An 18848-nucleotide genomic window follows, 5' to 3' on the forward strand; every position below is an offset into this window, starting at 1 on the left:
AAACGTTGCTATTTTATAAATTGTTCGAAATTTTTAATTTTTACTCGCTTCGCCCCCATGTCATGCATCATGTTGTACAGACCAAAAAACGTACGGTTCATGTAAATGAAATGCTTGGATCCGCGGTTAACATTTAAATCGCGTATCTCATTTAATTTGGCATACTTTTGACCTAAGGCAGCAATTTCAGCGAAGAAGCTTTCATCAGAAAAATCGAACTCATCCATGTTGAACGGCTTCGTGAATAGCGAAAGCATTTCATGGAAAAGCTGTGTGAAAAATGACTTTTCTTTTTCCGTATCGCTAGGAAGCAAAATTTCCAATTCGTAAAGCTTTCGCTCGAAAAACGAACTGTCATTTAAATTTTTTTGGTCCGCAAGCTCAAAATAAGGGATATAAAAATCGTCAGGTATCTCCTTGATGCAGCCAAAATCAATTACCAAAAGCTCATTTTTTGGAGAAATTAAAAAGTTACCAGGATGCGGATCGGCATGCAGTTGTTTAAGTACATGTAATTGGTACATGTAAAAATCCCACAGGGTTTGCCCAAGTAAGTTTTTAGCTTCGTCGCTTTGTTTTTTGCTAGTAAATTCCGAAAAATGTATGCCCTGCAGCCAATCCATGGTCAGGATCTTTTCGCAAGAAAATTCTGCATAATACGCTGGAAATTTAATATTGGGTAGGTGAGAGCATGCTTTTGAAAAATGCTGACTACGTTTTAACTCTAGTGTATAATCGGTTTCTTCAAACAGCTTCTCTTCAACCTCCTGAAAATATTTGTCAGATCCTTCCTTTTGGATATTGAACATCTTAATGGCAATCGGCTTCACCAACTTTAGATCGGTAGAAATACTCTCTTTCACGCCTGGATATTGAATTTTAACGGCAAGTTGTTTACCATCTTTCACGGCTTTGTGCACTTGTCCAATACTAGCAGCATTCACAGATTCTTCAGAGAAATCGTCAAAAATTTCGCTCGGGTTTTTCCCAAAATATTTACGGAAAGTTTTCTTTACCAAAGCACCTGATAAAGGCGGGACTGAAAACTGCGACAACGAAAATTTCTCCACATAAGCAGCCGGAAGCATGTTTTTTTCCATGCTCAACATTTGTGCAACCTTTAATGCCGATCCTTTCAGTTCCTTTAAGCTGTCGTAGATATCTTCAGCATTGTTGCGATTTAAAGTTTCCTTTGCCTCCGCTTCGTCTTTGATGATTTTATCACCATAATATTTTAAGTAATTGATGCCTACTTTGGCGCCAGCTTTCAAAAAGCTACCTGCCCGCTGTATTTTACCAGTAGGAATGCTATCTAGAGTTTTCATGCTATAAGTTTAAGGGGTTACGACATCTGGAATTTTTCCTTCCAAAGAAACTTGCCTAAATCAATAAACTTATCAATTAGCGGATTTTGAACAATGTCGAAGCCTGTATCTATTGATTTTTCAATATATAGATCTGTTTTTTCGAAGCTAGGGGAGGTGTCTTTCTTCCAAAAATCTAACACAGATAAGAAATGTAGCCACAGCACCTCTTCTCTTGATTTTTCGGTGAAGTTTTTAAGTCGCTCTGGTGCATTTTCAAATAATTTACCTTGTTCAAAATCTAGTTCTTTAACAAATATATGGTGACTTGATTTGAGTTGCTTTAAAATATGAAGGCGATCTTTTAAATCATTTTTCAATAGCGTAAGCACTAAAGATCTGTTTAAATTTAAATTTTCGAAAAAGATAAAATATAAGTTAAGCAGTTGCTCCTTCGCCTGCATCGCTTCAAAATTCTCAATCTGTTTAGCCAAGCTTACCGACTTATCAAAGAAATAAACCAAATAGGCTTGCTCTAAGGCTTCGAAACTTGCAAAATGTTCGTAAAATTTAGATTCTGAGAATTGATTTTCCTTTGCAAAAGTGTATACATTAACGGGCTGCTTTCCGTAGCTAAGCAAATAATCGCTGTATTTTTCCATTAATGTTTCCTTTGTCAACTGCTGCTTTTTCATGTCTTGTAATTTTGTACTAATTTAACAACTGGAGAAGCTTTTAAGTGTAATATTAGTGTATTATTTTACTAATTTTTGAATAGTGGAAATACTGGCTTTATTGGTATTTTATGAAATAATAACCAGACGCTATGTTCCTATTTTTAACGTTCCTTGAGCTTCGTTAAAATTTAGGTTGCTGCAATTAAAATTCATGAAAAGTAGTTCATATCACAAAATATCGACAGCAAGTCGCTCTATAAGAGTGAGAAAGGGAATTTGATATTGATGGTATTTAATTGCAGTCTGCTTTAGCTGGCTGCAATTAAATATGTTATTCTATGGCTTTAGCCAAAAAACCTAATTCAAGTCGTTGGAGGCAAAAGGAGAAACCGTTTAGTCCATTAGCTAAACCAAGCGGGGATCAAAGTTGTTGTTAAATTTAGCAACGCGGTTATCTAGAGCGCAGCTAAGACCTATTTTAGCTGCGCTAAACTGCAATCTAAAAAACCAATAAAGTGAACTATTCCGATTCAACACTATCCTTCGCGTACATTTCCGCAATAGCAGGAGCATATTTTTTCTCCACCACTCTACGCTTTACTTTAAGGGTAGGTGTAATTTCACCTTCTTCTATACTAAACGGATTGCGTTTGATAATAAAATGTTTAATGCGCTCAAATTTCGCCAATTCATTACTGATTTTTTTAATATCCTGAGCTATCCAATCATTGATTTCCTTATCATCAATAAAATCGCCTTCACGTTGGAAAAACTCCTCTTTTAAATTAAAAGTTTCTTGCAGCGTTTCTTTATTAGGGATAATGATTGCTGTGATGTATTCTTTTTTATCGCCAATTAAAAATAGTTGGTCAATTTTAGGACTTTTCAAATAGATATTTTCTACTGGCGTAGGATACACATTCTTTCCGTAAGCATTCACAATCATGTTTTTCAATCGGTCAGTAATCTGTAAGTTGCCTTTGTAAAAACGACCAATATCACCCGTGTGAAACCACTTGTCTTTGTCAATCGCTTCGGCAGTTTCAGCAGGTTTATTAAAGTAACCTTTCATCACACAATGCCCGCGAACAATGATTTCACCCTCTTCGCATTCGAAGTTTTCGTCAAAGGTATCGTGAGTTTGAACGTTAATAATCTGCTTAGTATCTACGTTTTGTATTCCTATTTCAATTCCCGGAATTACACGACCAACAGTGCCATATACTTGCCTGTGATATTCGGTAACTGCCATTACAGGAGAAGTTTCGGTCAAGCCAAATCCTTCTAATATCTTGATGCCTAAATTTCCGAAGAACTCGCCCACATTTTTAGGCAATGCAGCGCCACCAGAAATCATGAATTTCAATCGTCCACCGGTTTTTTCTTTGATCTTGCTGAATACTAATTTTTCAGCTAAAGCTTTCTTTCCGCTTAATATGAAGCCGGGGTTTTTACCTGCTTCTTTCTTTTCTCTATAGGCACTTCCGGTTTCAATGGCCCAAGTAAATATTTTTGCTTTCATGCCTCCAGCGGCAGTTCCGGATTTGATAGCCTTATCGTGAATACGCTCCAACAAGCGTGGAACGCAAGACATTACCGTTGGTTTAACTTCGCCCATATTTTTGGCGAGTAGCTCCAAACTTTGTGCGAATGCTATTTTACACCCTTGTGCACAGCACACATGGTAAGTTGCGGTACGCTCAAATACATGCGATAACGGCAGGAACGACAAAAAAGTTTCCGTTTCATCAATTACGGGAATTTGTTGCAAACACACTTCTACATTTTTGACGAAGTTGTAGTGGGTGAGCATTACTCCTTTAGGTGTGCCCGTAGTTCCAGAAGTATAAATCAATGAGGAAACATCGTTAGGTAAAACTTCTGAGCGCCGTCTGTCAATTTCCGCTATTTCAGCGGTAGAAACAGGTCTGTTTAAAATGTGCTGATAATCGATAACTTCGATGTTTAAACCTTCTGGAACAGCAATTTTTCCAAAATCAGCAAATGCAGGAATGATGTATCTCAATTCCTGACAATTATCTGCTACTTTTAATATCTTCCTAAATAAGAAAGGATTACCTGCCAAAATTGCTTTAATTCCAGAATCATTGATGATGTAAGCCACCTCCTGTTCAGAAAGGGTAGGATAGATGGATACATTAATTACGCCAATTTGTTGGATGCCCTGATCATAGTAAACGTATTCTGGCGAATTTTCCATCATCAAGCCTAGGCGATCTCCTTTAACAATTCCTTTCTCCAAGAAAAAAGCAGAAACAGCATCGGCTTTGTTTAAGGTTTCCTCAAAGGAGATTTCTTCCCAATTGGCTCCTTTTTTATGGATCAAAAAAGTTTCTTGAGGTTGATGAATGTTTTTTACAACGTTACGTAATAGCGAAGGTACGGTAGAAAATTCGTTGAATGATACCATGTTACATTTACTTTGGTGATGTTTTGAACCAACAATGATAAGGCATTGTAATTAATAATACAAAACGAAAGAAGGATTGTTGGTAAAAAATAGACGTTAAAACAAAAGGGCATCGAAATTATCGATGCCCTAAATAACATTTATGGTATTTATACTATACTGAAAAACTTTCTCCACAACCACAAGTACGACTAGCATTTGGGTTGATGAAGTTAAAGCCTTTACCATTTAGGCCATCAGAAAAATCAAGCTCTGTACCAGCTAAGTATAAAAATGATTTCATGTCCAGAGCAATCTTAATGCCTCTATCCTCAAAAAATTGATCTCCGACTTTTTCTTCATTGTCGAAATCTAAATTATAGGATAAGCCAGAGCAACCACCACCTTTTACGGAAACTCGTAAAAAATAGTCGGCACCAAGCTGCGAATCTTGCATCAAGTGCTCTATTTTTTCTTTTGCTTTATCTGTTATGGTAATCATGATATTTACGATTTTAGATTTACGATTTTAGATTTGGCATCTTCAATCGTAAGTTTTATTCATTTTAGATTTGACAAATCACAATCGTAATTCGTCAAATCTAAAATCTATTAGTGGTGCGATTTAGGCATTTCTAATGCTTCCAATCCATTTTTAACGCGATAATCGTTAATCGCAGATTTGATAGCATCTTCAGCTAATACCGAACAGTGAATTTTTACTGGAGGTAAAGCCAATTCTTCTACTAAATCCATGTTATCGATTGCTAAAGCCTCATCAATAGATTTGCCTTTTAACCATTCTGTAGCTAAAGACGAAGAAGCGATCGCTGAACCACAACCGAAGGTTTTAAATTTAGCATCGGTAATAACGTTGTTATCGTCTACTTCAATCTGTAAACGCATCACGTCACCACACTCTGGTGCACCTACTAAACCTGTACCTACGTTTTTAGCTTCTTTATTTAGAGTACCAACGTTTCTGGGGTTGGTATAGTGATCAATTACTTTTTCTGAATATGCCATGATATTTTAGATTTTAGATTTACGATTTTAGATTGCCTGCCATCGTAAATTGTTATGTTCTTAATTTATTTAATGATTGCCGATTTTCAAATCGTAATTCGTAAATCTACAATCGTAACTCTACCTAGTGTTCTGCCCACTCAATTTTACTCAAGTCAATACCTTCTTTAAACATTTCCCAAAGTGGAGAAAGATCTCTCAAATGGTTTACTGCTTTTTTGGTATTTTCTATAGCGTAATCAACTTCTTCCTCTGTAGTAAATCTACCCAATCCAAAACGTATCGAAGAGTGTGCCAAATCATCGGATAAACCTAAAGATTTTAACACGTAAGATGGTTCTAACGAAGCTGAGGTACAAGCCGATCCAGAAGAAACAGCTAAATCTTTCATCGCCATCATCAAGCCTTCTCCCTCCACATATTTGAAAGAAATATTAGCTACGTGAGGTAAACGATGTTCTTTGTTACCATTTACATAACTTTCTTCCAATTCTGTTAAAGCATTTTCTAGTTTATCACGCAAGGCAGATAAACGTTTTGCTTCATCTTCCATTTCTAAACGACAAAGCTCGCAAGCTTTACCTAGACCAACAATACCCGGTACGTTTAAAGTTCCAGAGCGCATACCACGTTCGTGGCCACCACCGTCCATTTGAGCAGTCACCTTAACTCTCGGTCCTTTTCTGCGTACATATAAAGCACCAACACCTTTAGGGCCGTACATTTTGTGCGCACTAAACGCCATTAAGTCAATGCCATCAGTATTAACGTCTACAGGGATTTTACCAACAGCTTGTGTAGCATCAGTCATGAACAAAGCACCATGTTTGTGTGCAATGGCAGAAATTTCTTTGATTGGCTGAATTACACCAATCTCATTATTTCCATACATGATCGCAACCAAGATTGTTTCTGGCGTCATTGCTGCCTCAAGCTCTTGAAGGTCAATTAAGCCATCTTCTTTTACATTTAGATAGGTTACTTTAGCACCTAATTTTTCCAAATGCTTACAGGTGTCTAATACTGCTTTATGCTCTGTTGTAGCAGTAATGATGTGATTACCTTTATCTGCGTACATTTCGAACACCCCTTTGATCGCCAAGTTATCTGCTTCGGTAGCGCCAGAAGTAAAGATGATCTCTTTCTCTGAACAGCCGATCAATTTTGCAACTTGTTCGCGGGCATAGTCTACACCTTCTTCAGCTACCCATCCAAAAGCGTGGTTACGGCTTGCTGCATTACCAAATTTGTTAGTGAAGTAAGGCAACATCGCTTCAAGCACTCTAGGATCAAGTGGCGTAGTAGCATTGTTATCTAAATAAATAGGAAGTTCCATTCTTGTATATTTTTTGTTTGCTGAAAGTTAAAAGACCAAAGCTCAACGCCTGATATCTTTAATTGCTTTTTCTTTTAGGCTTTCGCCTTTGCTTAATAATAGTACAAAGATACAAAAAAACTTTCCGAACAATTATAATTTATACCTATGAACCTATAGATAAAACCTGCATTTTTACATTTGGTTAACGAGAATAGATATGCGTTTGTTGTTTGACGTTTTCGCCGAGCAGCGACTGTGACTTTCGACCTCGGATATCTAACTTTCAGAAAAAAATGAATAAAATAGAACACATTGGTATTGCAGTGGCTGATTTGCAAAAATCTACCATACTGTATGAGCGGCTTTTGGGGACGAACTGTTATAAAACAGAGAGAGTAGAAAGCGAAAACGTAGACACAGCATTTTTCAAAACCGGAGAAAATAAGATTGAATTATTGGCCAGTACGTCTGCGGACAGTGCTATTGCTAAATTTATTGAAAAAAGGGGCGAGGGCATACATCATATCGCTTTTGATGTAGAAGATATTTATACGGAGATGAACAGGTTGAGGAAGGAAGGATTTACATTGTTAAGTGAAGAACCAAAGAAAGGTGCCGATAACAAGTTGATTTGTTTTGTACATCCCAAAAATACGCATGGAGTTTTGATAGAACTTTGTCAGGAGATCAAATGAGCGGAATGTCTTTAACTAAAATGGTGGGCAAAGATTTTGAACTGCCAGAAAATATGAGCGAGGAACATTTGCGTGATGTTTTAATAAAGGCTTTTGAGTATTTGGTGGAAGATGATTTTCCAAAGTTGGTGCAAATTCTCTATCGTGCCGATGTAGATCAGGATAAGTTGAAGCAGCTCTTAGAAAGTGCCGAGAATGCCAGTGCCGGCCAAGTGATTGCTGATGCTTACCTCGCACGACAAAAAGCAAAGCTGGAGATTTGGAACAAATATTCGAAGACTTAACCTCTTGATGTCTTCGTGTTTTATGCGCTAATCGTTAAGTAAATCGCGATTAAATTCATATACATTTCCTTCTTTGTAGCCTTTCGAACTGCTGCTTTCCACTTTGCCAGAAATGAAATCACTTTTAGAGGCATCCTCTACTTTAATAGTCACTTTTTGATTGTCGATATTGAGTGTGATTAATTCACCCGCTGTTACTTGTGCCATGATTTTTTTTAGGATATAATATTCATTTGCGGTAATTTGTTTCATCTTTCCTTCATAAGTTGTCAAATTATTAAAACTGCCTGTTAAGGTTAACGCAGTATTCTTTAGGTTTTTTATATGTTTGTGGCGATAACATTGTAAAATGATGTTGTTGCCATAACATTAAATCGGCTATGTTACTGGAGCAGTATAATTTTTAAATAATATTGCATCGTACTTGTTAGTATCAAAAATTATCTTGATATTTGCACCTCTAAAATTATAGAGTTAAAGATTTATAGAAGCATCCATCAACATTTTTGCCAGCAAATTGCAACAATGAGGTTGAGGTTTCAAACAAAAAATAAAGAAAATGAAAAAAGATTTGCATCCATCAAGCTACAGATTTGTTGTATTTAAAGATATGTCTAACGACTATTCTTTCTTAACAAAATCTTGTGTTGACACGAAAGAAACAATTAAATGGGAAGATGGTAATGAGTACCCTCTTTACAAGTTAGAGATTTCTCACACTTCACACCCGTTCTATACTGGTAAAATGAAGTTGGTAGATACTGCTGGTCGTATCGATAAATTCAAAAACCGTTACGCTAAAAAATAATTTTAGCTTAAAACATATTTTTTTCAAAGTCCCGGGCCTAAGGTTCGGGACTTTTTTTATTTTTGTTGCTTATGGCATTCAACCTATTTGATGACAAATCATGGCTTACGCTTAGGCCGCTTACTTTCACCAGGCCTGTGGCCGATTTGCGGCTAGGTATTCTTACCATTGCAGAAAAATGGTCGCATCACCTGCAAACAGACTTTGGTTTTCAAACGCAAGATTACCTTCAAAGAAAATTCGGGCTAAAAGATACCACACTTTTTATTAATGGTTCTATTTGTCCAGACGAAGAATTGCTAGAAGCAGTTGCTGCTTTAAGTGATGGCCAGGTGTTACATGCTGCCGATATTGTAATTGCTTACAAAGCAAAAGGTATTAGTGATTACCATGAAGCTTTCATCAACTTAAAGAGAGTCGCCTATCTTTCCGGTTTCGTAAAGGTAGATTATCCCGAGCAGGTTTTTGGCTACAATGACGTGGAATTGAAAAAGGATTTCGCGTTGCTCACTAAAAATAGAACATCAGCTAAATTAAGCAATACGAATACCGTTTTAGGCGAAAATATTTTTGTAGAGGAAGGAGCAGTTGCGGAGTGTAGTACTTTTAATACATTGCAAGGCCCAGTTTACTTAGGTAGAAATAGCCAAGTTTGGGAAGGCTGTCACATTCGAGGTTCGTTTGCGCTATGCCATGATTCGCAAGTGAAAATGGGTGCTAAGATTTACGGCAAAACAACCATTGGTCCTTTTAGTAGGGTAGGCGGCGAAATAAACAATGCCGTAATTTGGGGTTATTCGTCTAAAGGTCACGAAGGATATTTGGGCAACGCAGTAATGGGCCAATGGTGCAATATAGGTGCTGATAGTAATAACTCCAACCTCAAAAATAATTATGCCGAAGTAAGGTTATGGGATTATGAAAAGGAGAGCTTTAGAAAAACCGGGTTGCAGTTCTGCGGCTTAATTATGGCTGACCATGCTAAATGCGCCATCAACACGATGTTTAATACAGGTACAGTTGTAGGTGTGAGCGCCAATGTTTTTGGTGCCGGTTTTCCACGAAATTTCATCCCCGATTTTGCTTGGGGCGGAGCTCATGGTTTTGATATTTACGCTTTAAATAAAATGCTTGAAACCGCGGCCTTGGTTTATGAACGCCGAGACATGGTGTTGGACGAAACGGAGAAAGCAATCATCGCTCATGTTTTTGAGCTAACAGAGCAATATAGGCACTTTTAATGAAGTTGAAAAAGTTGGAAAGTTGAAATGTTTAAAGGTTCTTTTCCAACATTCCAACTTCAAACTTTATAACATTCCAACATAAAACCCAATATAGAAATGAGAAAAAAAATAGTTGCAGGAAACTGGAAAATGAATAACGATTACAATGAAGGAGTATCATTGTTTTCGGAAATCGTAAACATGGTGAGAGATGAAAAAAAAGGCGATCAAATTGCTGTAATCTGTGCACCTTATATACATTTGAACAGTTTAGCTCAATTGTCATCAGGCGTTGTTAAAATAGGTGCGCAAAATTGTCATCAAAATGAAAACGGTGCCTATACTGGCGAGATTTCTGCAAAAATGATTAAATCAACTGGCTCGGACTATGTCATCATCGGTCACTCGGAGCGTCGCCAATACTTCGCAGAAAGCAATCAATTGTTGGCAGATAAAACCAAAGCTGCATTGACAAATCAACTAACGCCGATTTTTTGTATTGGAGAGACTTTAGATGAAAGGAATAACGGTAGCTATTTTAACGTAATTGAAACACAATTGGAAGAAGGTGTTTTTGATTTAAGCGCTGAAGATTTTGCAAAAGTGGTACTAGCCTATGAGCCAGTTTGGGCAATTGGAACTGGCCTAACAGCCACACCTGAGCAAGCACAGGACATTCATGCATTTATTCGTTCAAAAATTGAAGCTAAATATGGCATGAATGTAGCTGATGATACCACAATTTTATATGGCGGAAGCTGCAATGCTAAAAATGCGCCTGAATTATTTGCTCAGGCAGATATTGATGGTGGCTTAATTGGTGGCGCATCATTAAAATCTCGTGATTTCACGGATATCATCAAAGCATTAAATTCTTAATATAACTAAAAGCTATATAAGGTATGCAGGGAAATTACGAACTTGCATACCTTATTTTTTTAATATGGATTACCTTAAAGTGAGTTTTGCGTTTGGTGAAATTGAAGAATATCAGAAAGATTTATTCATTGCCGATTTAGCAGAGATAAATTTTGAAACTTTTGAAGACACTGATAATGGTTTTGATGCTTTTGTGCAGCAAGGTTTATTTGAAGAAAATAAACTTAAAGCGCTTTTAGCGGAACATCAGGAACTTCAAGCGCAATATCAAATTGAAGAAGTTGTTACTGAAAATTGGAATAAAGAATGGGAAAGCAATTTCAGTCCCTTAATTATAAGTGATGAGTGTTATGTTAGGGCAACTTTCCATGAGGCACAGCCACAATATCGATATGAAATTGTGATTGACCCTAAAATGTCTTTTGGCACCGGACATCATCAAACTACTACCATGATGATGCAGTATATTCTGGAGACAGATTTTAATGGTGCTGACGTACTGGATATGGGTGCAGGTACTGCAATTTTAGGGATTTTGGCAGCGAAAAGAGGAGCTAAAAACATCGTAGCAATTGATTATGATGAGGTATGCTACGAGAGTGCCATCGAAAATGCAAAGCTTAACGACGTAGACAATCTTGTATCATTGCATGGCAGTAAGGAAGTAATTCCTCAGCAAGAGTTTGATGTGATTTTGGCCAACATCAACAGAAATATTCTACTGGATCAAATCGAAAGCTACGCTGCAGTTTTAAAAACTGGAGGTCTGATTTTTTTCAGCGGCTTTTATGAAACGCCAGATTTGGAAATGATCCAATCGCACTGCGAAAAATTTGGTTTAAGCTATCAAAACCATAAGAAAATAGATAATTGGGTAGCCGCTAAATTTATTAAAACAGAAAATTAGCTAATTAGCTAATTGGATAATTTGCTAATTATGAGAGTTCATTTGATTGCCGTAGGCGGCGCAGCCATGCACAACTTAGCCATTGCATTACATCAGAAAGGCTATAATGTAACTGGTTCCGATGATGTGATTTACGAGCCATCTAATAGCCGTTTGGCTAAACATGGTCTTTTACCAACAGAAATGGGTTGGGATGACAATAGAATCACTTCGGATATTGATGTGATTATTTTAGGTATGCATGCCCGTGTAGATAATCCAGAGTTGCTTAAAGCGCAAGAACTGGGACTAAAAATTTACTCGTATCCAGCTTATATTTATGAGCAATCTAAAGAAAAAATCAGAGTAGTAATTGGCGGAAGTCATGGTAAAACTACAATCACATCCATGATTTTGCATGTGCTCCATTATCATCAAAAGGAGTTTGACTACTTGGTAGGGGCGCAACTTGCTGGTTTTGAAACTATGGTGAAAATTACCGATACAGCGCCAATCATAGTAATTGAAGGTGACGAATATTTAGCATCTCCAATCGATAGAAGGCCTAAGTTCCATCTGTATCAAGCTAATATTGCCGTAATTAGTGGTATTGCCTGGGATCACATTAATGTTTTCCCAACCTTTGAAAATTACGTAGCGCAGTTTAGTAAATTCATTGATACGATCACACCAAAAGGTAAACTGATTTATTGCGAATTGGATGAAGAGTTGAGGAAAACTGTAGCGCTTTCTACCGCCGATGTTGTTAAAATTCCTTACGGTGTACCAGCACATGAAGTTGTAGATGGTGTCACTTATTTATTGCCTCAACATGTAGCTTTGAACGTTTTTGGAGATCATAACCTCATGAACCTTAACGCCGCTAAAAATGTATGTGCTCAGTTAGGTATAGATGAAGAGGGTTTTAATGCTGCAATTAGTTCTTTTGCGGGCGCTGCTAAACGATTAGAGTTAATTAGCACCAAGGATCAAACTAATGTATATAAAGATTTTGCTCACTCGCCGTCAAAGCTGAAAGCGACTATCAACGCCGTAAAATCTCAATTTAAAGATAGAAAATTGGTGGCGTTTATGGAATTGCATACCTTCAGTAGCTTAAACAAAGATTTCTTGAACGAATACAAAGGATGTATGAACGATGCCGATATTGCTATTGTTTACATTGATGCAAAAACTTTTGAACAAAAGAAAATGCAGCCCTTGACTAAGCAAGACATTAAACAAGCTTTTGAAGATGACAAATTGTTGTATTTTGATAATCAGCAAGAGTTGCTTGCTTACCTTACAAGTTTAAATTATAAGCAAACTAATTTGTTGATGATGAGTTCTGGTACTTATGCAGGACTTGATTTACATCAGTTAGCGAACCAGTTAAAGACAAATTAAAACAAAAAGAATTGGCCAATCAGAAATTAATCAAATCCATAGGGGAGAACATTAAAAAGTTGCGGTTGGCCAAATCAAAAGGGCAAACTGAAGTAGCTGGCGCCTTGGGTATTTCAGTTGCGGCACTGTCAAAGATTGAAAGTGGACAAACCGATATCAATATCTCTCGTTTAGCGCAAATTGCTAAATATTTTGACGTGGCTATTAACACGGTTATTTCTAAGCAAGAAACATCCTTGGTTTCTCAAGAAGTAGTTGAGGAAATAGCCGAGCTAAAAAAACAACTCACTGAGCGGGAAGCTGAAGTGGTGAAACTGCAGAAAAAAGTAATTGATTTGTACGATAAATTAGGGCTTTAGTCAGCGTTTGGAAGTGATATTTCTTAAAACATCTTCCGTAGCGTTAAATGTTTCTTAGCAAATTTAGCACCTGTGGCCTCGTGTATTGATAGCATTTTGTCGTTAAAATCGCCCACCCAAGACAGTTCCAATTCTGTATATTGGTTTTTCGGGAGTACATATTCTCCAAGCTTGATAAATAAAGCCGACTCCAGACCATGCTTTTGAAAAGCTTGCTTGGTTCCCATCACTATCGCTCTCATACGTTTTACGCCTCTCCATCGTCTGTAAGCGAATTTAAGCTTTTGCAACAAGCCTAGTTTCCCATTAAAACCGCTAATCATTTGATTGGCATCGGGAATTAGTACGATAAATGAAGCTGGCTCATTGTTAACGTAAGCAAACCATATCAAGTTCTCGTCCATAATCACTTCCATTTGTTTGAAGCTTTCTTGTAAGGTTTCTTTTTTTATAGGTACAAAATTTTCGAAATCCTTCCAGCCGTCATTGTAGATTTCCATTAAATCATTGATGTATTTTTCGGCATTGCTTTTTTCGAAGTGTTCGAAAGTATAACCAGGCTTTGCCGCTACCCAATTGGCAATTTTGGTAAATCTTGCCGGAAATGGGATAGTCAGATCGATGATATTGGTGATTTGTTCGTAAGCTGTTTCGAATCCGTAGGCTTTGAACAGATTATTGTAGTAAGGCAAATGATAGTTCATACCGTAAGAGGCGGGAGTGAATCCCTCTACTAACAAACCCCAAAAACTATCGTTCTCGCCAAAATTAATCGGACCCTCCATGGCTTTCATGCCTCTTTCGCTTAACCACTGTTTAGCTGTGTCAAACAAAACATTAGCCGCAGACTGATCATTGATACATTCGAAAAATCCAACTCCTCCGGTTGCAACTTCATAGCCGTAAGCTTTCTTTTCATTGATGAAAGCCGCAATTCTTCCTATGGTCTTGTTTTTATTGTCAACTAAGATCCATCTTACACACTGCCCATGCTTGAAAAATGGATTATGTTTACTGTCAAAAACCTTCTCAACATCTTGATCTAATGGCCTGATGTAAGCTTTATCTGCTTTGTAAAGCTTTTCTACAATATCAAGAAATTTCTGTTGCGATTGTTTGTTGCTAACTAATACGGCTTTCATAGGGGGCTAAAATAGCAAAAAGCCCCGATAAATTAGGGGCTTTTGCATTTAGTATTTTATATGATTGCTATCTGATTAAAAGTCGTCGTCGTCATCATCGAAACTGTCAAAAGTATCAAGATCATCAAGAGGCATATCAAAGTCATCTTCATCCTCATCTACGTTTTTCTCATCTTGGATGTCATCCAATTCCTCGTCCATCTCCTCTTTCTTAGAATTTGGCTTGCCTGCAGGCTTGTTTTGAATAGGTTTTTTTGGCGTTTTCATTACACAAAAAATTGTTTAAGTTCCGAAAGTTAAATGCTCTAAATAAAGTTACAAAAATGTTTTCTGAAATAGAAAATAGTTGTGTTTGTTTATTTTTTATAATGGCTCAAAAATAGAATAAAAACCACTTTTTGAAAAGTTTTTTTGATTTTTTTAACTATGAAAATAGCCTTTCGGACAACCCGTTGGGTATAAATAAAAAAGCGTCCTAATTACGAAAATCGGGACGCTTTTAACACACAAATGAAACCTGAATTGAGATATGATTTTAGGTTAGGTTAAAAAATATCTTTGTCAATCCTATAAGAACGCTCTCAGAACAAACAATTAATGTTTGCTTAATTTCTTATAACAAGTTTAATACAAAAATGATCAACTTGCTTGCTTATTTAGTGAGTGGTAGTAAAATTTGAGTGAACGGTATTTTAAAGGTTTATCGGTAGTTCTAAAGTGACCGTTGTGCCTGTTTTTCCGTTCTGTTTAATGCTAAGGTGTATAGGTTTTGCTTCAATTTTATTCAGTAAATTAATACGTTCCTTCGTCAAGTCCATTCCTTTGCTATTATGTCCGTGTTTTTTAGTAGCTAAAGAATTTTCTATACCAATGCCATTATCAATGATGCTAATTAATAAAGTTTGCTGTGATAGGTTGATTTCAATACTAATTTGCCCACCTTCTTCTTTTGGCATTATACCATGCCATATAGCATTTTCGATATACGGTTGTAATAACATCGAAGGAATTAATGTTTCTTCCCTATCAATTTCACTTGCTACGTTAATTTCAAATTGTAGTTTGTCTCCAAATCGGTTTTTTTCCAATGCCAAGTATAGCTGTAGGTAGTTTAGTTCCTCTTCTAATGAGATGTAGCTTTGCGTACATATTTCCAAGTTCTTTCTAATCAGCTTGGCAAAGCCGGTCAAAATTTTATTGGCAGAAGCTGTATTTTTAGTGTTAATGAAGTGTTGAATGGAGTTCATCACGTTGAACACAAAATGAGGATTCATCATAGCTTGTAAAGCCTGCTGTTCCAACATTAATATTCTATTTTTAAGTAGTAGCTTTTCTTGTTCTTTATTTTTTTGACGTTTGGTGATATTTACACTGCTAAGGTAAATGACGTAACCGCCCAATACTAGTGCAATAGCAATAAACCACCATGATTGATAAAACCGTTTTTCTAAGTTTAGTTTAATTTTTGTTGGGGCACTCCAAGCACTATTTTGACTTCTAGCGCTCACTTCAAAAACATATTGTCCGGGCTCTAGTGATGAAAGTTCAACTCGGCGATTTTTTGTTTCTATCCACGATTGATTTCCTTTTAAACGATAGCGGTAGGTGATGTTTCTATTTTTAAAATCAACAGCGGCATAGTTGATCGTAATACTTAGATCCTTTGGTGGAATGTTGAAACTGCTTTGGGTTAAACTGAGTGAAATTTTATTGTTAACTACCGAAGTGATATAAATTTTCGGTGTTTCTGATTGTTGTAACGTATGGTTATATTTAAAGTACACTAAACCATTGTTGGTGGCAAAATAAGCAGTGTCTTTATCGATGTATAAGTCATTAAGATCATCCGAAAAGATACCATTTAAATCATCAAATGCGCTCACTGTAGCAACTTTTCCTTTAAACGAAATGCGGTTTATTCCGGTGTTACTAATTGCCCACAAATATTCGTCACGTACAAAAAGTTTATTGATAATGTTACTGCTCAGCCCTTTTTTATGGTTAAGTACATGACTGATTTTACCTTTGTTTAAAATAATAATTCCGTAGCCATCGGTTGCCATAGCGATGCTTCCATCGGCAAGTTGCCTAATATCATTAATGCGCTTAGAAAGAATGCCGTACCTTTCGTAATGTTTGTTGAGCTTGTTGTGATTGAACTCAGAAAGCCCACTAATATTAGAAAACCACAAATTTTGGTCTTTATCATAAAATACCCTGTATGACCTATCCTTAAAAAAGTCCCTTTGCTCTTTGTACTTGAAGGCAGAAAATTCCAGCTTATTTCTGTCATTGAGTATAACTACGCCGGAAGAAAGCGATAAGGTAAGTTTAGTAGTTGAATCGATAGTAAAATTTTTGATGACAAATATGTTGTTGTTCAGTTCCTTCAAAAACTTAAAGTTGTTGGATAGTGGATAATTTGCGTTAACTGAACCTAAGCCTAAATCTGACGCAAAGAAGATACGGTTATTCAAATCATCTCTCACCAGTTGTTTAATAACAGTAAACTTGTCGGTATTTGGGAGTTGAATAGTGCTAATTTTTTTCGTTGCAATGGGTAAGATATTAATGGTGCCATCGCCACTTCCTAACCATAACCGATTGGTTTTGTCTTTAATGATACTTTTTACCATCGGATTTTGAAGTCCGTTTGTTTTTCCGAAAGTATATAGCTGATCTTTAAGTTTAGGGAGTTTATAAATGCCGTTTTTTGTAGTAAACCATAAATTGCCTTGCTGGTCTCGTATGGTTTGGTTGATCGTAATTTTTTCTAGGAATCTTTTGGTGTTTTCAGTATTGATATCAATTCCAGCGACGCCATTTTCATTGCCAAGCCAAAGGCGTTTTTCCCCTAAAAATATATACCCTAAATCTGAGCTTAGGATTTGTTTATTCAGCTTTAATTTGAGCGTTTGCTTTCCATCTTTTAACACTTGCAATCCCTGTTCATCTAAGAAGTAGATGGCATTGTGCTCACTATTAACGGTTTTATAAGAAAGGGGGAAAAATTTATTTGTTGTTTTTACGAAATTTCCACTTTCGAGAACGAAGTTTGCCGACTTATTTATCGCCCTAATTTTGCCTTTTTCGTCTTCATAGATGAAAGCATTTTGAAATTTATACTGGCTATTATTTGATAAGAACTTTTTCGTTTGCTTTCCATCCCAACAGCCTATAATATTATTGTTAGTGCCAAACCAGAGGTTTCCTTTGCTATCTTCTAGAAAGGAAACCACAACTCCATTAAAATTAAGTGCTTTTAAAGCGGCATCATTACTTTCGTTATGTATTTTACCGTCCAGAAAATAACTGAGCTGACCATTAAGTCCCATAAACCACAGTCGTCCTTTTTTGTCTTCTCTAATTTGTAAAACTTGGTTGTCGGGTAATCCATCATCCACTGAGAAGTTTTCAAATACTGAACCGTCAAATCTGCTTACACCTGCATCCGTAGCTATCCAAATAAAGCCTTTTTTATCCTGTAGTGTATAAAAGCAATTGTTGCTAGGTAAGCCGTCTTTTGTAGTGTAATGTGGTAAAAATACGGTTTGAGCCAAGCTTTTTAAAGCAACCAGTACCAGCAAGCAGAAAAGAAAACTTAAGGTTTTTACTGATTTCATTTATGGTTTTTCGTTTTGCGAGATAGCATATATTTTAAGTTTATCGAAGAAATCGCTAGCCCGTCTTCTTGATACAGCTATACGTTCTCCATTAACTAACAACAACAACAAGCCGGTTTTATTGCTGTATTCTTTTACATATTTTAGGTTTACGATACTTGATTTATGTATACGTACGAAGCGATCTTCTGGTAAAATCTCTTCATAATCCTTCAATACTTTTGAAACAGTGGCTTTTTCTCCGTTTTTTAAATGAAATATAGAATAGTTACTGTCAGCTTCGATATGAATGATATCATCAACCTCCACTACTCTGTAGCCCGGGCCTATGGGTAAAGTTAGGCGACTAATTCCTTTTTGTTCTCTTAAGTCTGTTTCGAGGTTTTTTAAACTTTTATTACTAGCCAACGCACTGTGCTTAAGAAAATGATACTTTGCTGCCTTTTCAACAGCTTCAACAAGTTCATCGATGTCAATTGGTTTTAACAAATAATCTATCGCGTTGGCTTTAATTGCCTTTAAAGCATATTGGTCGTAGGCAGTGGTGAATATCACGGTAGCATTGGTTTCTTCCACTTGTGGTATTAATGAAAAACCATTCTCTCCTGGCATGGCAATGTCTAAAAATATGAGGTCAATTTCATACTGTTGTAATAGCGTACGTGCCTCGCTAACTGATTTTGCAATGCCGCAAATGTTTACCTGTGGGCAATTTTCTTGCAATAAAAAGTATAGCGATGATCGGGCAAATTCCTCGTCGTCAACAATAATGGTGTTTAATGTAGCCATGTTTTAGTTTGGCTCAAT

The 18848-nt window shown here is 36.6% G+C and carries 19 protein-coding genes; 8 read left to right on the plus strand and 11 right to left on the minus strand.

Annotation, left to right across the window (positions count from 1 at the left end; genetic code table 11):
- Positions 1–8: 8 nt before the first annotated feature.
- The 6 genes from ACY2A0_RS14070 to ACY2A0_RS14095 all read right to left on the minus strand — a co-directional run bounded on the left by ACY2A0_RS14070 (position 9) and on the right by ACY2A0_RS14095 (position 6753).
- Positions 9–1325: an ABC1 kinase family protein gene (locus ACY2A0_RS14070; protein WP_461790110.1), complete on the minus strand. Its 1317-nt coding sequence runs from the start codon at positions 1323–1325 to the stop codon at positions 9–11.
- 17 nt (positions 1326–1342) lie between these two features.
- Entirely contained in the window at positions 1343–1999 is a 657-nt protein-coding gene (locus ACY2A0_RS14075; protein WP_461790111.1) for a hypothetical protein, read from the minus strand.
- 502 nt (positions 2000–2501) lie between these two features.
- Complete coding sequence (locus ACY2A0_RS14080; RefSeq protein WP_461790112.1) at positions 2502–4412, minus strand: AMP-dependent synthetase/ligase; 1911 nt, start codon at positions 4410–4412, stop codon at positions 2502–2504.
- 154 nt (positions 4413–4566) lie between these two features.
- Positions 4567–4893: a HesB/IscA family protein gene (locus ACY2A0_RS14085; RefSeq protein WP_461790113.1), complete on the minus strand. Its 327-nt coding sequence runs from the start codon at positions 4891–4893 to the stop codon at positions 4567–4569.
- A gap of 110 nt (positions 4894–5003) precedes the next feature.
- A complete protein-coding gene (gene iscU, locus ACY2A0_RS14090) occupies positions 5004–5417 on the minus strand; it encodes a Fe-S cluster assembly scaffold IscU (RefSeq protein WP_461790114.1) in 414 nt (137 codons plus the stop codon).
- A gap of 124 nt (positions 5418–5541) precedes the next feature.
- Positions 5542–6753, minus strand: coding sequence for an IscS subfamily cysteine desulfurase (locus tag ACY2A0_RS14095; protein ID WP_461790115.1), 1212 nt, complete (start codon positions 6751–6753; stop codon positions 5542–5544).
- 275 nt (positions 6754–7028) lie between these two features.
- On the opposite strand from ACY2A0_RS14095, the gene mce reads away from it, so the two are divergent.
- Positions 7029–7430: a methylmalonyl-CoA epimerase gene (gene mce / locus ACY2A0_RS14100; protein WP_461790116.1), complete on the plus strand. Its 402-nt coding sequence runs from the start codon at positions 7029–7031 to the stop codon at positions 7428–7430.
- A gap of 5 nt (positions 7431–7435) precedes the next feature.
- Positions 7436–7714 carry a hypothetical protein gene (locus ACY2A0_RS14105; RefSeq protein ID WP_461791581.1) on the plus strand — a complete coding sequence of 93 codons (279 nt, stop codon included), beginning with the start codon at positions 7436–7438 and terminating at the stop codon, positions 7712–7714.
- Between the two features lie 27 nt (positions 7715–7741).
- Here the strand turns inward: ACY2A0_RS14105 and ACY2A0_RS14110 are convergent, their stop codons facing one another.
- Positions 7742–7966 carry a hypothetical protein gene (locus ACY2A0_RS14110; protein ID WP_461790118.1) on the minus strand — a complete coding sequence of 75 codons (225 nt, stop codon included), beginning with the start codon at positions 7964–7966 and terminating at the stop codon, positions 7742–7744.
- A gap of 307 nt (positions 7967–8273) precedes the next feature.
- Here ACY2A0_RS14110 and ACY2A0_RS14115 point away from each other — a divergent pair, with 307 nt between their 5' ends.
- From ACY2A0_RS14115 to ACY2A0_RS14140, 6 genes are all read left to right on the plus strand, one after another.
- Positions 8274–8522: a type B 50S ribosomal protein L31 gene (locus ACY2A0_RS14115; RefSeq protein WP_113635639.1), complete on the plus strand. Its 249-nt coding sequence runs from the start codon at positions 8274–8276 to the stop codon at positions 8520–8522.
- Between the two features lie 71 nt (positions 8523–8593).
- Positions 8594–9763 carry a putative sugar nucleotidyl transferase gene (locus tag ACY2A0_RS14120; RefSeq protein ID WP_461790119.1) on the plus strand — a complete coding sequence of 390 codons (1170 nt, stop codon included), beginning with the start codon at positions 8594–8596 and terminating at the stop codon, positions 9761–9763.
- Positions 9764–9862: 99 nt separating this feature from the next.
- On the plus strand, positions 9863–10624 hold the full coding sequence (gene tpiA / locus ACY2A0_RS14125) for a triose-phosphate isomerase (RefSeq protein ID WP_461790120.1): 762 nt from the start codon (positions 9863–9865) through the stop codon (positions 10622–10624).
- 64 nt (positions 10625–10688) lie between these two features.
- Positions 10689–11531, plus strand: coding sequence for a 50S ribosomal protein L11 methyltransferase (prmA, locus tag ACY2A0_RS14130; RefSeq protein ID WP_461790121.1), 843 nt, complete (start codon positions 10689–10691; stop codon positions 11529–11531).
- Between the two features lie 30 nt (positions 11532–11561).
- The gene (locus ACY2A0_RS14135) at positions 11562–12917 is read left to right on the plus strand and encodes a UDP-N-acetylmuramate--L-alanine ligase (protein ID WP_461790122.1); all 1356 of its coding nucleotides are present in this window, start codon (positions 11562–11564) and stop codon (positions 12915–12917) included.
- Positions 12918–12928: 11 nt separating this feature from the next.
- On the plus strand, positions 12929–13276 hold the full coding sequence (locus ACY2A0_RS14140) for a helix-turn-helix domain-containing protein (RefSeq protein WP_461790123.1): 348 nt from the start codon (positions 12929–12931) through the stop codon (positions 13274–13276).
- Positions 13277–13299: 23 nt separating this feature from the next.
- Here the strand turns inward: ACY2A0_RS14140 and ACY2A0_RS14145 are convergent, their stop codons facing one another.
- The 4 genes from ACY2A0_RS14145 to ACY2A0_RS14160 all read right to left on the minus strand — a co-directional run bounded on the left by ACY2A0_RS14145 (position 13300) and on the right by ACY2A0_RS14160 (position 18830).
- The gene (locus tag ACY2A0_RS14145; RefSeq protein ID WP_461790124.1) at positions 13300–14418 is read right to left on the minus strand and encodes a GNAT family N-acetyltransferase; all 1119 of its coding nucleotides are present in this window, start codon (positions 14416–14418) and stop codon (positions 13300–13302) included.
- 75 nt (positions 14419–14493) lie between these two features.
- On the minus strand, positions 14494–14685 hold the full coding sequence (locus ACY2A0_RS14150) for a hypothetical protein (protein WP_461790125.1): 192 nt from the start codon (positions 14683–14685) through the stop codon (positions 14494–14496).
- 425 nt (positions 14686–15110) lie between these two features.
- A complete protein-coding gene (locus tag ACY2A0_RS14155) occupies positions 15111–18041 on the minus strand; it encodes a sensor histidine kinase (RefSeq protein WP_461790126.1) in 2931 nt (976 codons plus the stop codon).
- Positions 18042–18830 (minus strand): LytR/AlgR family response regulator transcription factor, encoded by a 789-nt coding sequence (locus ACY2A0_RS14160; protein ID WP_461790127.1) that lies wholly within the window; start codon positions 18828–18830, stop codon positions 18042–18044.
- Positions 18831–18848: the final 18 nt, after the last annotated feature.

Origin of the sequence: Pedobacter sp., assembly GCF_965249885.1 — a bacterium.
GTDB lineage: Bacteria > Bacteroidota > Bacteroidia > Sphingobacteriales > Sphingobacteriaceae > Pedobacter.